The sequence below is a fragment of the Martinezella paranaensis genome, from assembly GCF_014200235.1.
In the GTDB taxonomy this organism is placed as follows: domain Bacteria; phylum Pseudomonadota; class Alphaproteobacteria; order Rhizobiales; family Rhizobiaceae; genus Rhizobium; species Rhizobium paranaense.
In genome coordinates this window covers 331,444-344,594 of sequence record NZ_JACHBI010000001.1, presented here as the reverse complement: position 1 = coordinate 344,594, position 13,151 = coordinate 331,444, and the positions used below count along the sequence as shown (strand labels likewise).

At 60.8% G+C, this 13,151-nt stretch carries 12 protein-coding genes and 1 tRNA gene; 8 read left to right on the top strand and 5 right to left on the bottom strand.

Annotated elements, in window-relative coordinates; all coding sequences use genetic code 11:
• Positions 1-30 precede the first annotated feature (30 nt).
• Positions 31-759, top strand: coding sequence for a GIY-YIG nuclease family protein (locus GGD50_RS01670; protein WP_107107396.1), 729 nt, complete (start codon positions 31-33; stop codon positions 757-759).
• A gap of 6 nt (positions 760-765) precedes the next feature.
• On the top strand, positions 766-1,113 hold the full coding sequence (locus tag GGD50_RS01665) for a hypothetical protein (RefSeq protein WP_107107395.1): 348 nt from the start codon (positions 766-768) through the stop codon (positions 1,111-1,113).
• A gap of 104 nt (positions 1,114-1,217) precedes the next feature.
• Here the strand turns inward: GGD50_RS01665 and GGD50_RS01660 are convergent.
• A tRNA-Gln gene (locus GGD50_RS01660) sits at positions 1,218-1,292 on the bottom strand.
• Between the two features lie 158 nt (positions 1,293-1,450).
• Here GGD50_RS01660 and GGD50_RS01655 point away from each other — a divergent pair.
• Positions 1,451-1,750 carry a cupin domain-containing protein gene (locus tag GGD50_RS01655; RefSeq protein ID WP_107107394.1) on the top strand — a complete coding sequence of 100 codons (300 nt, stop codon included), beginning with the start codon at positions 1,451-1,453 and terminating at the stop codon, positions 1,748-1,750.
• Positions 1,747-2,655: an MBL fold metallo-hydrolase gene (locus GGD50_RS01650; RefSeq protein ID WP_107107393.1), complete on the top strand. Its 909-nt coding sequence runs from the start codon at positions 1,747-1,749 to the stop codon at positions 2,653-2,655. Before GGD50_RS01655 ends, GGD50_RS01650 begins: the two co-directional genes overlap by 4 nt.
• Before the next feature lie 6 nt (positions 2,656-2,661).
• On the opposite strand, the gene GGD50_RS01645 is transcribed toward GGD50_RS01650, so the two are convergent.
• The gene (locus GGD50_RS01645) at positions 2,662-3,594 is read right to left on the bottom strand and encodes a DUF1499 domain-containing protein (RefSeq protein WP_107107392.1); all 933 of its coding nucleotides are present in this window, start codon (positions 3,592-3,594) and stop codon (positions 2,662-2,664) included.
• Between the two features lie 234 nt (positions 3,595-3,828).
• Between GGD50_RS01645 and GGD50_RS01640 the strand changes: the two genes are divergently transcribed.
• Both GGD50_RS01640 and GGD50_RS01635 read left to right on the top strand, forming a co-directional pair.
• Positions 3,829-4,254 carry a hypothetical protein gene (locus GGD50_RS01640; RefSeq protein ID WP_107107391.1) on the top strand — a complete coding sequence of 142 codons (426 nt, stop codon included), beginning with the start codon at positions 3,829-3,831 and terminating at the stop codon, positions 4,252-4,254.
• A gap of 123 nt (positions 4,255-4,377) precedes the next feature.
• Positions 4,378-4,647 (top strand): hypothetical protein, encoded by a 270-nt coding sequence (locus GGD50_RS01635; RefSeq protein ID WP_107107390.1) that lies wholly within the window; start codon positions 4,378-4,380, stop codon positions 4,645-4,647.
• Positions 4,648-4,674: 27 nt separating this feature from the next.
• On the opposite strand, the gene ppdK is transcribed toward GGD50_RS01635, so the two are convergent.
• Positions 4,675-7,341, bottom strand: coding sequence for a pyruvate, phosphate dikinase (gene ppdK, locus GGD50_RS01630; protein ID WP_107107389.1), 2,667 nt, complete (start codon positions 7,339-7,341; stop codon positions 4,675-4,677).
• 181 nt (positions 7,342-7,522) lie between these two features.
• Between ppdK and GGD50_RS01625 the strand changes: the two genes are divergently transcribed.
• The gene (locus GGD50_RS01625) at positions 7,523-7,750 is read left to right on the top strand and encodes a type II toxin-antitoxin system RelE/ParE family toxin (protein ID WP_245407432.1); all 228 of its coding nucleotides are present in this window, start codon (positions 7,523-7,525) and stop codon (positions 7,748-7,750) included.
• A gap of 71 nt (positions 7,751-7,821) precedes the next feature.
• The gene (locus GGD50_RS01620; RefSeq protein WP_107107388.1) at positions 7,822-8,154 is read left to right on the top strand and encodes a HigA family addiction module antitoxin; all 333 of its coding nucleotides are present in this window, start codon (positions 7,822-7,824) and stop codon (positions 8,152-8,154) included.
• A 17-nt stretch (positions 8,155-8,171) separates the two neighbouring features.
• Here GGD50_RS01620 and GGD50_RS01615 read toward each other — a convergent pair whose 3' ends face one another.
• Positions 8,172-9,497 carry a hemolysin family protein gene (locus GGD50_RS01615; protein ID WP_107107387.1) on the bottom strand — a complete coding sequence of 442 codons (1,326 nt, stop codon included), beginning with the start codon at positions 9,495-9,497 and terminating at the stop codon, positions 8,172-8,174.
• A gap of 142 nt (positions 9,498-9,639) precedes the next feature.
• Positions 9,640-13,101, bottom strand: a complete 3,462-nt coding sequence (locus GGD50_RS01610; RefSeq protein WP_107107386.1) for a chromosome segregation SMC family protein — start codon at positions 13,099-13,101, stop codon at positions 9,640-9,642.
• Positions 13,102-13,151: the final 50 nt, after the last annotated feature.

Below are 13,151 nucleotides of genomic sequence, written 5' to 3'. Positions count from 1 at the left end.
ACAATGCGCGTGTAAGGAGAGTCGTCGCGCATGAACGATCATATCAAACAAGACATTCTCTTAAAGATAAGGCAAGTTGCCGCCACTAATGGCGGCAAGCCTCCCGGTGTTGCCCGCTTTGAAGCGACTACCGGCGTAAAGCGCCACGCGTGGCAAGGGAAAATTTGGCGCAATTGGAGCGATGCAGTTGTCGAAGCCGGTTTCACTCCGAATGAACTTCAGGGTGCCTGGCGCGCGGAAGAGATACTTCGGATAGTTGCGGATATCGCGAAGGCCCTCGGTAAATTCCCGACAAGTAATGATCTCAAATATGAGCTTCATCAACGCCCGAACAGCCCCGATGCAAAGACGGTTCTCGCAAAATGGAACATGTCGGATTTAGCGTTTGCGCTCGCCGAGTATGCCGACCGGCAGGGCGAAAATGAGGTTTCGGTCTACGCCCGAGCTTATGCTCCTCGCCAGCGCAATCGTGATGACGACGCCGAAAAAGCAGATAACTCGCTGGGCTACGTCTATATGCAACGCCACGGCACCGACTACAAGATCGGCTACACTACGTCGCTCAATAAGCGCGGCCGACAAATCCAGATCGAGCTTCCTCAGGAAATAGAGCTTATTCACTCAATCCTCACCGATGATCCTACAGGCGTTGAAGCCTACTGGCACAAACGATTCGCTGCGAAGCGGACGCGCGGCGAATGGTTCAGGCTAACGAAAGCCGATGTCACTGCTTTCAAACGATGGTCAAAGATTTGGTGAAGTATCATGGAATGGGTTTTGCCGCTCATCGGTGGCCTTGGTCTCGGATCGCTATTGAAGTCGGTTATTGACAATTTCAATAGTCGTAGGGCGGTGATGAAGGACCGCCTTTATCAAGAGAAGCGTGAAGCCTACCTTGGGCTACTCGCCGCACTTCATAAAGCAGCAGTGAGCCACTCAGACGAGAATTCGAAAGAGTTTGCCCTTTGGCAGACCCGTTGCCATCTATTCGGATCGCCGGACGTGTCGAAATTTGCCCAAGACATCATTGATACGAACGACCGGCCACGAATCGAACGGGAAGAGGCGTTTAAGGGCTTGCTACAAGCCATGCGGAAAGACCTTCAGCCATGACGCCGAAGGCAGCCTAAAGGCCCATATGGAACATCCACAAGGATGTCACACTTAGGGGTTCTTAAACCGCTATAATCTACTGATTTTATTGGCAAAATAAGCAATGGCTGGGGCGCCTGGATTCGAACCAGGGGATGGCGGTACCAAAAACCGCTGCCTTACCGCTTGGCTACGCCCCAACAGTGCGACATGGCGACTATTCGCGCCAAATCGGCGTCTGATTAGCAAAGGTCGCATCCGGTCACAATCATTAAGTTATGCGTGAGCGCATATTTCTGTGTGCTTCCGGCAGGGCTATGATAGGGCTTGCTGTTCCAAAATCCACTCAGGAGATCCAATGAGCCAGTTTCGCGCCCGCCCTCCGGCCGTCCCTTCGGTGCTTGTCGATGACGCCATGGTGCGCATTACCCGTTGGGATTTCGAGCCGGGCGCCGATACAGGGCATCATGTGCATGGTCTCGGCTATGTCGTGGTGCCGATGACGGATTGCCAGTTCCTGATCGAGGAAGGGCCGGAAAGCCGGCGCGTCGATCTCGCCAAGGGTGCTGCCTACCGGCGCGATGCCGGCGTCGAGCATAATGTGGTCAATGCCGGCTCCGAACCGATGTCCTTCATTGAAATTGAATACAAACGATGAGCGTTCCTGAATTCGATCTTGCCTTCGAGCCCGCCTATGGGCGCGCCGTGCCCATTGCGCCCGGTGTCGAACGGCTGACGGTCAACAATCCCAGCGCTTTCACCTTCCACGGCACCAACAGCTATATCGTCGGCGGTTCGTCGGTGGCGGTCATCGATCCCGGCCCGGAGGATGAGGCGCATTTCGCGGCGCTGATGGCGGCGCTGAAGGGGCGCGAGGTGACGCATATCTTCGTCAGCCACACCCACCGCGACCATTCTCCGCTCGCCAAGCGGCTGAAGGAGGCAACGGGTGCCCTGACGGTCGGCGAAGGGCCACACCGCGCGGCGCGGCCGCTGCACGAGGGAGAGATCAATCCCTTCGCCGAAAGCTCCGATACGGATTTCCGGCCGGATATCGCGCTTGCCGACGGCGAAAGCGTCTTGGGAGACGGTTGGCAATTAACTGCATTGCTGACGCCGGGCCACACGGCCAATCACGCCTGTTTTGCGCTGGAAGGCAGCGGCATCGTCTTTTCCGCCGATCATGTCATGGCCTGGGCAACGACGATCGTCGCGCCGCCCGATGGCTCCATGGCCGACTATATGGCGTCGCTCGAGCGGCTGCTTGCCCGCGATGACCGCCGGTTCTTTCCCGGCCATGGCGGGCCGGTGATGGAACCCGCCTCCTTCGTGCGCGGCCTCAGGACCCATCGGCGCATGCGTGAGCGCGCCGTGCTGGAGCGGATCAAGGCCGGCGATCGTGTGATCCCCGACATGGTGAAAGCCATCTATCGCGACACAGACCCCCGCCTGCATGGCGCAGCCGCGCTCTCGGTGCTGGCGCATCTGGAGGATCTGGTGGGAAAAGGCCAGGTGGAGACGGACGGGCCGCCGGCTCTCTTCGGAACGTATCGGCTGGCGTGAGCGGCTTCAGCTTCCGGCGATGCCAAGGAGTTCGGCATCCAGCGCCTTCAGATAGGTTTCGGCTATATTGGCGCTGATGCCGAGATCGTCCTGGCCATAGCGGGAGGCGACGCGGACATCGACAAGCGTCGTCTCCGCCTCTTCACGCAGGCGGATCAGCACATCGAAATTCAGGCCAAGAAGGCGGGTGCGGATCTCGCCCTGCAGGACGACGTCGGAATTCTGGCGGATCAGGTCCGCCACGCCATCGCGAAAGGGGCGCGGCGTCGGCACGGGGACGACATCGGGCATGTCGGTGACGGCAGTGTCGTCCGGTGTCGGAGTCTGATTCTGCCGCGGCGCACGACGCTTCGGCTTTTCATAGCCATTCGGATCAACGACATCGGCGCCTTCTGCCTTGACGATGGTGATATGGTTGTCCTTGGCGACTTTGCGCACCGCTTCGAGCACGCGGTCGATAGCGCCTTCGTAGCGACGCCCGGTCAGGGCCGGATAGGCGGCATATTGCGCCTCGCGGTCCTCTGCCGTCACAAAATGCCTTGCCGGCAGCCAGATCTGCTTGGCCTGCGGCGCCGCCAGCCATTCCGGAGCGTCAACGAGATCGGTGGAGACGTCATAAATGGCGGGCCGTGTCCAATAGCGCTCCACGCCGATGCCGACGATCACCAGCGGCAGCGCGGCATAGATCAGCGCCCTGAAGGCCGAAACGCCACCTATGGCGGCAACCCGCCAGAGCTGCGTCAAGCCAATGACGGCGAGCAGCACCGCCACCGCGGCAAAGCCAGCGGAAATCAGCATCAGCAGGACGAAATAGGGCGTTTCCAGCGGCCCGAATCGATGGCCGACCAGAATTACCCCGCACAGCACCAGCGCAAAGGATGCAATCAGGCGCGCGGCACGGGCGGCATGCGAAACGGGACGGTCGAAGCGAATGGTCATCAAGAACTCGTCGGCACGTCGGATCGGAAGGCGGATGCACTCCAATCCCGAAGGTCGACCCCATGTTTAGAACAAGAAATGGCGAAAATAAATCAGATCTCGATGGGGATGATTAACACGCGAACGCAAGCCAATTGCAGGGGTAGCCGACGCAAAATGTGAGTACTTGCTTAAATTCTGAAAAAGGGCCATGCTTTTTAAGGTTTTACTGAGGCCATGAAAGGACTTGAGGAGATGGAAACGACGCAATCGCCGGACATCGCCGCCAAGCCGTTGCCTGCAGCCGCCGGCACGGTCGCCGATGCCGCCGATCCCACCCTGCCGCTCGAACTCCTTGAGCTGGAACTATCGCTCGAAGGTTTTTCCGGTGGCGAGGAAGCCTTTTGCGAAGCAGTGCGACATGCCGCCCGGGCTGCCCATGGCGAATTCCTGTTCGATCTCCCCGCAACGGGATTGATATCGGATTGCCGCCGGCTTGCGGTTCTGCGGATCCCCGAGGATAGCGAGACCATGCGCGTCATCTTCGCGGTGCTCGACGAGGACGATGCGGAAATCCGCCTGCTGCAGCCGGATGAGGAAACCGAGCCCCTGCTCCGCTTCGCCGATGCCTTCGTCAATCTGCTGCAGCGCCTGCCGGAAAGGCCGCGCGGCGACGCTTGAGCGGCCAAGCCCCTCCCCACGCCGTTCAACGGTTCGTGATGAACCGGCGGCAATATACCTTTCGCACCTCATTGCGGGAGATTATAATTCCTGCGTGCATATTTGTGCCGAGGATATCGAGTCATGCGTATTTTTCCCGCACTCTCCCTCATTGTCATGGTTCTGACGCTGTCAGCCTGTCAGACAGCTGAGGAGATTCGCGCGGCGGATGAAGCGAGATGCAGCAGCTACGGCTTCCGCCGCGGCACTGAGAATTTCGCCAACTGCCTGATGAATCAGGACCTAAGCCGGCGCGCCGATCAGCGTGCTTTCATGGAAAGCAATGATGATTTCTTCTGGGGGCCGTCCGTCGTGGTCGGGCCGGGATACTATCACCGCCGTTGGTATCATTGACCGCTTCGCTTCTCCCGGCGACGAAAGCTATGCCTTGCCTCTGATCGCCGCCTGCGCTGCCGCAAGCCTTGCGATCGGCACGCGGAAAGGCGAACAGGACACATAATCCAGCCCGATCTCCTCGCAAAAGTGGATCGAGGCCGGATCGCCGCCATGTTCGCCGCAAATGCCGAGCTTCATATCATTGCGCGTGCGGCGCCCGCGCTCCGCAGCGATACGGATCAGCTCTCCCACGCCATCGAAATCGAGCGAGATGAAGGGATCATGCTCTATGATCCCCTTGCGCTGATAGGTGGGGATGAAGGCGGCGGCATCGTCGCGCGACATGCCGAAGGTAGTCTGCGTCAGGTCGTTCGTGCCGAATGAGAAGAATTCGGCCGCCTCGGCGATGATGTGCGCGCGCAGGGCAGCGCGCGGCAGCTCGATCATCGTGCCTACGAGATAATCGATCTTCATCTTGGCTTCCGTCATGACAGCGCGGGCCACCTCATCGATACATGTCTTGACGTAATCAAGCTCCGAGCGCAGGCCGACCAGTGGCACCATGATCTCCGGCACAACCGCTGCACCTGTCTCCTTTGCCGCGGAGACCGCCGCCTCGAAGATGGCGCGAGCCTGCATTTCGACGATTTCGGGATAGGAAATCGCCAGGCGGCAGCCGCGATGACCGAGCATGGGATTGAATTCATGCAGCGCATCGACGCGCTGGCGCAGCATGGCCGGCTCCATACCCATGATGCCGGCCACTTCGGCGATTTCCTCGTCCGTCTTTGGCAGGAACTCGTGCAATGGCGGGTCCAGCAGACGGATGGTCACCGGCAAGCCGTGCATGATGGTGAACATGCCGGTGAAATCGAGGCGCTGCATCGGCAGGAGCTTGGCGAGTGCGGCACGCCGGCCCTCCTCGCCTTCCGCGAGGATCATCTCGCGCATGACATGGATACGGTCGCCTTCGAAGAACATATGTTCGGTGCGGCAAAGGCCGATGCCTTCGGCGCCGAAGGAACGGGCAGCACGGGCATCTGCCGGCGTATCCGCATTCGTGCGCACCGTCATGCGGCGCGAATGATCGGCCCAGGCCATGATACGGCCGAAATCGCCGGACAGTTCCGGCTGGATCATCGGCACCTCGCCCTTCAGCACCTGACCGGTGGAGCCATCGATCGTGACGATGTCTCCCTTTTTCAGGGTGACTCCGATGCCGATCAGCTTTTCGTTGCGCATGTCGATGCGCATGGTGCCGGCGCCGACGACGCAGGGAATGCCCATGCCGCGGGCAACCACCGCCGCATGGCTGGTCATGCCGCCGCGCGTGGTGAGAATCCCTTCCGCGGCATGCATGCCGTGAATATCTTCCGGGCTCGTCTCGATGCGCACGAGAATGACCTTGCGGCCTTCCTCTTCGGCAATGATCGCCTCCTCGGCGGTGAAGACGACCTCGCCGGTCGCTGCCCCCGGCGAGGCGGGCAAGCCGGAGCCGATGACCTCGCGGTGCACGCGCGGATCGATCGTCGGGTGAAGGAGCTGGTCAAGAGTCGAGGGTTCGATGCGCGAAACGGCCTCCTCCTGGGTGATCACACCTTCGTCGACCATGTCGACAGCGACCTTCATCGCCGCCTTGGTGGTGCGCTTGCCGGCGCGGGTCTGCAGCATCCAGAGCTTGCCGCGCTCGATGGTGAATTCCAGATCCTGCATATCGCGATAATGCGATTCCAGCTCAGCGCAGATGCGGCGGAATTCGCCGAAGGCTTCCGGCATCAGCTTTTCCATCGACGGTCGGTCGTAGCCGGAGGCGATGCGGGCCGCCTCTGTGATGCTCTGCGGGGTGCGAATGCCGGCGACGACATCCTCGCCTTGCGCATTGACCAGGAATTCGCCGTAGAGTTCCTTCTCGCCCGTCGAGGGATTGCGGGTGAAGGCAACGCCGGTGGCAGACGAATTGCCGAGATTGCCGAAGACCATGGCTTGGATATTGACCGCCGTGCCCCAGGCCTCCGGAATATTGTGCAAATGCCGATAGGTGACCGCGCGCGGGTTCATCCAACTGGAAAACACCGCACCGACGGCGCCCCAGAGCTGCACCTCAGGCTCCTGCGGAAAGGCCTCGTCCAACTCGTCTTCGATGACGGCCTTGTAGAGCGAGACAACATGCTGCCATTCGACGGCGGAAAGATCGGTATCGAACTCGTGGCCGAGGCGGGCCTTTTCATCCTCCAGGATTTCCTCAAAAATCTCGTTGTCGAGACCCATGACGACATCAGCATACATCTGGATGAAGCGGCGATAGCTGTCCCAGGCGAACCGGGCGTCGCCGGCATCATGGCCGAGCGCCTGAACCGTGTCGTCGTTGAGGCCGAGATTGAGGACGGTATCCATCATGCCGGGCATGGAGGCGCGTCCGCCGGAGCGCACGGAAACGAGCAACGGGCGAGCCGTATCGCCAAACTTGCGCCCGGTGATCGTCTCCATCTGCTTCAGCCCTTGCATTACCTGCGGCTTCAGATCTTCCGGAACGTTGCGACCGTTCTTGTAGTAGAAAGCGCAGGCTTCGCTGACGATCGTCAAGCCAGGGGGAACCGGCAGGCCTAAGCTGCACATTTCAGCAAGATTGGCGCCCTTCCCCCCGAGCCGCTCATAATCCTTGGCGCGACCCTCGGCCTTCCCGTCGCCGAATGTATAAACCCACTTCGTCATTTTCCCCCGTCCAACTCCCAAGGTTGAACTTAATTCATTGAGGCGGAAATGAAAATCGACAAATGCGGCAAAATGTTGCGTCGCACAATAAATATCGGATCACAGCGTTGAAAATCACGCCATCGCAATGGATGCGTAAAGCGGCACCTGACGCAAGACACCCGCCCCACTAACTAAAATCATGAAGATCAGAAACGTGATTCATAAGGGGCTGCGCCGGTTCATCGATGAGGATGATGCCTCCGGCTTGCAACCGGCGTTCGTGCCGAAACTGCGACGAATTATTTCGTTCCTCCAGGACATGGAACAGGAGGAGGAATTGCGGACGGTGCCGAGTTGGAAAGCGCATCTGCTCACCAGCGACCGCAAAGGCACCTGGAGCCTCTTGTCACGAAAAACTGGCGGCTGACGTTTCGGATAGACCGGATAGAAATTGAGATCATCGACCTCGATTATGAAGATTATCACTAGGAGGCGGCAATGAACGCTGCACAGGGCATCCGCATGAAAAATCCAGCCCATCCGGGCGGGTTCGTCAAAAGCGAGATTATTGAAGCTCTTGAGCTTTCCGTCACCGACGCGGCCAAGGCGCTAGGCGTTACACGCCCAGCCTTGTCCGCGCTTCTCAACGAAAGAGCCCACCTATCGCCAGAAATGGCGCTCAGAATCGAGAAGGCGTTTGGCGTATCTATGGATACCCTGATGCGGATGCAGAATAGCTACGACATTGCTCAAGCCCGCAAGCGGGAGGGAGAAATCAAGGTGGCACCATTCAAAGGCAAACCAAACGATCCGCCATCGACCGCGACCTAACGGCCGGATACAGGCGACTAAGCCCCCGCCTCCCGCTTTGCCAGAATCTTGTCAATCCGCATGCCGTCCAGATCGACGATCTCGAAGTGCCAGCCATCGAATATGAAGCTCTCGCCGACCTCCGGGATATGGCCAAGCTGGTAGAGGGCAAAGCCGGCGAAGGTATGGAAATTGCTGTCTTCGGAGCGCTCCCGCAGGCCGAGCCGCTGGAAGGCGTCATAGGCTGGCATCATGCCTTCGATCAGCAATGAGCCGTCGGCACGCTCGACGATATCCGGCCCCTCGTTCTCCATATTCGGCAAGTCGCCGGCGATGGCTTCCAACAGGTCCGTCTGCGTAACGATACCCTCCAGGCTGCCATATTCATCGATGACCATGGCGAGACGGACGGGCGCGCGCTTGAAGCTTTCGAGCACCTTGAAAACGGCCGTCGCTTCGTGAACGATAAGGGGCTGACGCATGACCGCTATCGGATCGAGCGATTGGCCGTTCAGGAGCTGATCGAGAAGATCCCTCTTCAGGATCATGCCGATCGGTTCGTCGATCGTCCCGCGACCGACGAGGAGCTGTTCGAACCGGCTTTCGCGAATGGCCTTCAGCATCTCCTCCGGCGTGTCTTCAGCGTCGATCCAATCGACCTCCAGCCTCGGCGTCATGATATCGGAGACATCGCGATCGCCGATGTTGAAGACACGTTCGACCAGTTCCTGCTGCGCCTGTTCCAACAGGCCTGCCTCCTGGCTTTCGGCCACCAGCATTTTAATTTCGGCAGGGGAATGCAGCGAGCCTTCGCCGGCGCCCGGCCGCAGCCCGAAGAGGCGCAGAACCAGATTACCGAGACCATTCAGCACCACAATCGCCGGGCGCAGCAGAAATAGGAACAGGCCAAGCGGCCGCACGACGCCGAGCGCGGTGCCTTCGCTGCGCTGCAATGCCAGGCTCTTCGGCGCCAGTTCGCCAAGAACGATGTGCAGGGCGGTGATGATAACAAAGGAAATCGCGACGGCGACGGCGTGCGACCCGGCAGCAGCCCAGGTGCCAGGCAGAAAATCGAGAAGCGGCTGCAACAGATGGGCAAGCGCCGGCTCACCCACCCAACCGAGAGCGAGCGAAGATATGGTGATGCCGAGCTGAGTGGCCGCGAGGTTGGCGTCGAGATTGTCGACCGCCCGTTGCAAGGCGGTTGCGTTCGTCCGCCCTTCGGAGACCAGTTCGGCCACGCGGCTGCGCCGAACGGAGACAAGCGAAAATTCGGCCGCAACGAAGAAACCATTGGCGGCGACGAGGAACAACACGGCGAATATTCCGAGGAAATCGAAAATACCGCCATCAAATCCAGACATGCTTCCCTTCCGGGCGGATTAGCGCCACGTATTATTGATCGAAAAGAAATCTAACACGCTTTCCGGCTGTGCGGCAGCCGAAGCAGCAATTTCTTGTCGATATGGAAATAGTTTTTCTTTTTTCCAATCGGAAAAAGGCGCCTCAAGCGATTTCCCGCAGCTGCTCCGCAGTCTGCAAATCAACGGAAACAAGCTGTGAGACACCCTGTTCGGCCATGGTCACGCCGAAGAGGCGGTCCATGCGCGCCATGGTAATGGGATTGTGGGTAATGACCACGAAACGCGTCTCGGTCGAGGCGGCCATCTCGTCCATGAGATTGCAATAGCGCTCGACATTGTGATCGTCGAGCGGCGCGTCCACTTCGTCCAGCACGCAGATCGGCGCCGGGTTGGTGAGGAAGACGGCAAAGATCAGCGCCATCGCCGTCAGCGCCTGTTCGCCACCGGAAAGCAGCGTCATGGTCTGCGGCTTCTTGCCCGGCGGGCGGGCGAGGATTTCGAGGCCCGCCTCCAGCGGATCGTCGGATTCGATCAGTTGCAGCTCGGCCGTGCCGCCGCTGAAGAGATGGGTAAACAGCCGCTGGAACTGCACATTGACCACGTCGAAAGCTGCGATCAGCCGCTCGCGGCCTTCGCGGTTGAGGCTCTGGATCGCACCGCGGAGCTTACGAATAGCGTCGATGACATCGTCGCGCTCCTTGATCAGGGCGCGCAGCCGCTCGGTCAGTTCCCTGCTTTCCTCCTCGGCACGCAGGTTGACGGCACCGAGGCGCTCGCGTTCGATCCTCAGCCGCTCCAGCTCGCGCTCGACCTCACGCAAATCAGGGACGTTTTGCCCCGCCGACAGGCCGGCAAGCCGCAACACCTCGTGCGGTTCGACATTCAGCGCCTGACGGATGCGCAACTCGCTTTCCTGGCGACGCTCGCGGGCAGAAACCAGCCGCTCCTCGATGCGGCCGCGCTTTTCACGGCTTTCCGCCAGTTCTGACAGTGCTGTGGCCGCCTGGCGATCGGCCTCGCGCTGAACGATTTCCGCCTCGACCAAGCGGTCGGCCGCGGCGCGGCGTGCCTCCTCGGCCCTCTGCAATTCATTCATCAGGCCACGACGCTTGTCATCAAATTCATCCGGAGCGAGGTCCAGCTCGGCGGCCTCATCACGCGCCTCTTCCTCGCGGTCGCGCAAGGTCTGGATATGCTCTTCGGCACTGGCGGCGCGCTGGCGCCAACCGTCACGCTCCTGCCGGATCGCCAGGATGCGGCGCTGCCGCGCCTCGTTTTCCCGATTCAGCCCTTCGTAACGGGCACGCGCCTCGGCGAGCGCGCCGCGATCTGTCGCGACATCCACCTGCTGATCGCGCAGCCTGAGATCGATGGCCGCCAGATCGGGTGCATCCTCCAGTTCGATGCGAGCATTTTCATCCCGCACCGTTACCTCTTCCATCTGCGCCTGCAGATGGCTGGCGGCTTCCGAAATGACGTCGCGACGGCGGATGAGATCGCCGGAGGCACGCTCCGCCATCGCCAATGCTTCGCGAGCCTCCGCGAGCTGGCGGGCAGCAAGCCGGCTGGTATCGCGAGCGGCAACAAGACGGCCTTCCTCGGCTCGGATCGCATCACCGGCAATCGCCAAGCGCTCCTCGGCCTCGGCCAGGACATCGCGCGCCATTTCGGCTTCGGCCTCGAGCTCAGCAAGACGATTTTTCTGTGCCAGCCGCAAAGCCGCCGCGCTGGGGGCGTCTGCCCCGGTCACATGCCCGTCCCAACGAAATACGGCGCCGTCCTTCGTCACCAGCCGCTGGCCCGGCTTCAACGCCGGCATGAGATGCAGGGCATCTTCGGCAGCGACAAGGCCAATCTGGCGAAGACGTCGCGTCAATGCCGCCGGTGCCCCAACATGCGAGATCAGCGGCACGACGCCTTCCGGCAAGGCGGGATCGGTTGCGCCGCTGCCATTGTCGGACCAATAGACCGGCGCCTGCGGATCCAGCGGCGATTCCAGATCGTCGCCAAGCGCTGCGCCGAGCGCGATCTCGAAGCCACGATCGACGCGCAGCTCTTCCGCAACAGGTGCAAATGTGGCCGCGGTAGCTCCCGCCGCCAGCATATTGGCGATCGTACGCGCTTCCGTCTCCAAGGCATTCAACCGCGAACGGGCTTGATCGACCGGCGTGCGCGACAAAGCTTCGGTTTCACGGGCCCTGGAAAGGGCCGCCTCGACGAGCTGGATCGCCGCCTCGGCATCGACCACGACGGTTTCGGCAGCTTCGACCACATCGCGCTTTTCGCCGGGGTCCGGCAGGGCAGCTATCTTTTCCTCGATCGCGTCAAGCTCGCGGCTGGCCTCGTCCATCTGGCGTTCCAGCCGCATCTTGCGGTCGGCGAGATCGCGGATGGCGCGCTCGAGCTGATTGCGGGCGGCAGCGGCCTCGGCGCGCTCGGCAGTCAGCGTGGCAAAGATACGCTCGCTGTCGGCCAGCTTGGCGGCTGCCTCATCGAAAGCCTCGCGTGTCTCCTCGGCAAGCCGACCGGAATCGGCGAGGATGTCGGCAATATCGGCTTCCTCCGCATCGAGCCCGCCCAGAATCTCCGCATTGTCGGCAACAAGGCGCTCTTCACGGCTGATATCTTCAGCCAGTTGCGCCAACCGCCGGGTCAGCTCGTCTCGACGGCGCAAAATGCGGTTGGCATCCTCTTCAAGCTGGGTGCGAGCGATCTGCAGACGCTGCAATGCGGCAGCGGCTTTCGCCTCCTCGTCGCGCAGATCCGGCAGCTTGAAGCTGGCGATACCCTGCGCCTTTGCCGCCTCCATCTGTATCTGCGCCTTTTCGGCGACCAGAACAGTTGCCTGGTTGAGGGCGCTGTCAGCCTCCGCTTCCGCTTCCTTGGCCTGTTTCCAGTGGATATGCAGGAGCATGGCCTCACGGGCACGGATGTCGGCGGAGAGCATCTTGAAGCGGTTGGCCTGACGCGCCTGGCGTTTCAGGCTCTCGATCTGGCTTTCAAGCTGCGAGGTTACGTCGTCGAGACGCTCGAGATTGCCCTCGGCAGCGCGCAAACGGAGTTCCGCCTCATGCCGGCGCGAATGCAGGCCGGAAATGCCGGCCGCTTCTTCAAGAAGCTGCCGGCGCGCCTGGGGCTTGGCCTGGATCAGCTCGCCGATACGCCCCTGCCCGACCATCGACGGCGAACGCGCTCCGGTCGAGGCATCGGCGAACAGCAGTTGCACATCCTTGGCGCGGGCCTCTTTGCCATTGATGCGATAGAGCGAGCCCTGCTCGCGCTCGATGCGACGGGTCACCTGGATTTCGTCGCTGTCATTAAAGGCGGCGGGCGCCGTGCGGTCGCTGTTGTCGAGATAGAGCCCGACTTCCGCGGTGTTGCGCGCCGGGCGATTGCCGGAACCGGAGAAGATGATATCATCCATGCCGGAAGCGCGCATGTTCTTGTAGGAATTCTCGCCCATCACCCAGCGCAGCGCTTCGACCAGGTTGGACTTGCCGCAGCCGTTCGGCCCGACGACGCCGGTCAAACCGCGCTCGATGACGAATTCCGCCGGCTCCACGAAGGACTTAAAGCCGACCAGACGAAGCCTGTTGAACTTCATGGGTCAGACCTCCTTCTCCCCGAGCGGGAGAAGGTAACAGGCGGGCACAA

What these genes read in the sequence shown, in the direction of transcription:
- GGD50_RS01615 (WP_107107387.1), bottom strand. Translation starts at nt 9,497, where the DNA reads ATGTCTGGATTTGATGGCGGTATTTTCGATTTCCTCGGAATATTCGCC.
- GGD50_RS01665 (WP_107107395.1), top strand. Translation starts at nt 766, where the DNA reads ATGGAATGGGTTTTGCCGCTCATCGGTGGCCTTGGTCTCGGATCGCTA.
- GGD50_RS01650 (WP_107107393.1), top strand. Translation starts at nt 1,747, where the DNA reads ATGAGCGTTCCTGAATTCGATCTTGCCTTCGAGCCCGCCTATGGGCGC.
- ppdK (WP_107107389.1), bottom strand. Translation starts at nt 7,341, where the DNA reads ATGACGAAGTGGGTTTATACATTCGGCGACGGGAAGGCCGAGGGTCGC.
- GGD50_RS01620 (WP_107107388.1), top strand. Translation starts at nt 7,822, where the DNA reads ATGAACGCTGCACAGGGCATCCGCATGAAAAATCCAGCCCATCCGGGC.
- GGD50_RS01640 (WP_107107391.1), top strand. Translation starts at nt 3,829, where the DNA reads ATGGAAACGACGCAATCGCCGGACATCGCCGCCAAGCCGTTGCCTGCA.
- GGD50_RS01635 (WP_107107390.1), top strand. Translation starts at nt 4,378, where the DNA reads ATGCGTATTTTTCCCGCACTCTCCCTCATTGTCATGGTTCTGACGCTG.
- GGD50_RS01655 (WP_107107394.1), top strand. Translation starts at nt 1,451, where the DNA reads ATGAGCCAGTTTCGCGCCCGCCCTCCGGCCGTCCCTTCGGTGCTTGTC.
- GGD50_RS01610 (WP_107107386.1), bottom strand. Translation starts at nt 13,101, where the DNA reads ATGAAGTTCAACAGGCTTCGTCTGGTCGGCTTTAAGTCCTTCGTGGAG.
- GGD50_RS01625 (WP_245407432.1), top strand. Translation starts at nt 7,523, where the DNA reads ATGAAGATCAGAAACGTGATTCATAAGGGGCTGCGCCGGTTCATCGAT.
- GGD50_RS01670 (WP_107107396.1), top strand. Translation starts at nt 31, where the DNA reads ATGAACGATCATATCAAACAAGACATTCTCTTAAAGATAAGGCAAGTT.
- GGD50_RS01645 (WP_107107392.1), bottom strand. Translation starts at nt 3,594, where the DNA reads ATGACCATTCGCTTCGACCGTCCCGTTTCGCATGCCGCCCGTGCCGCG.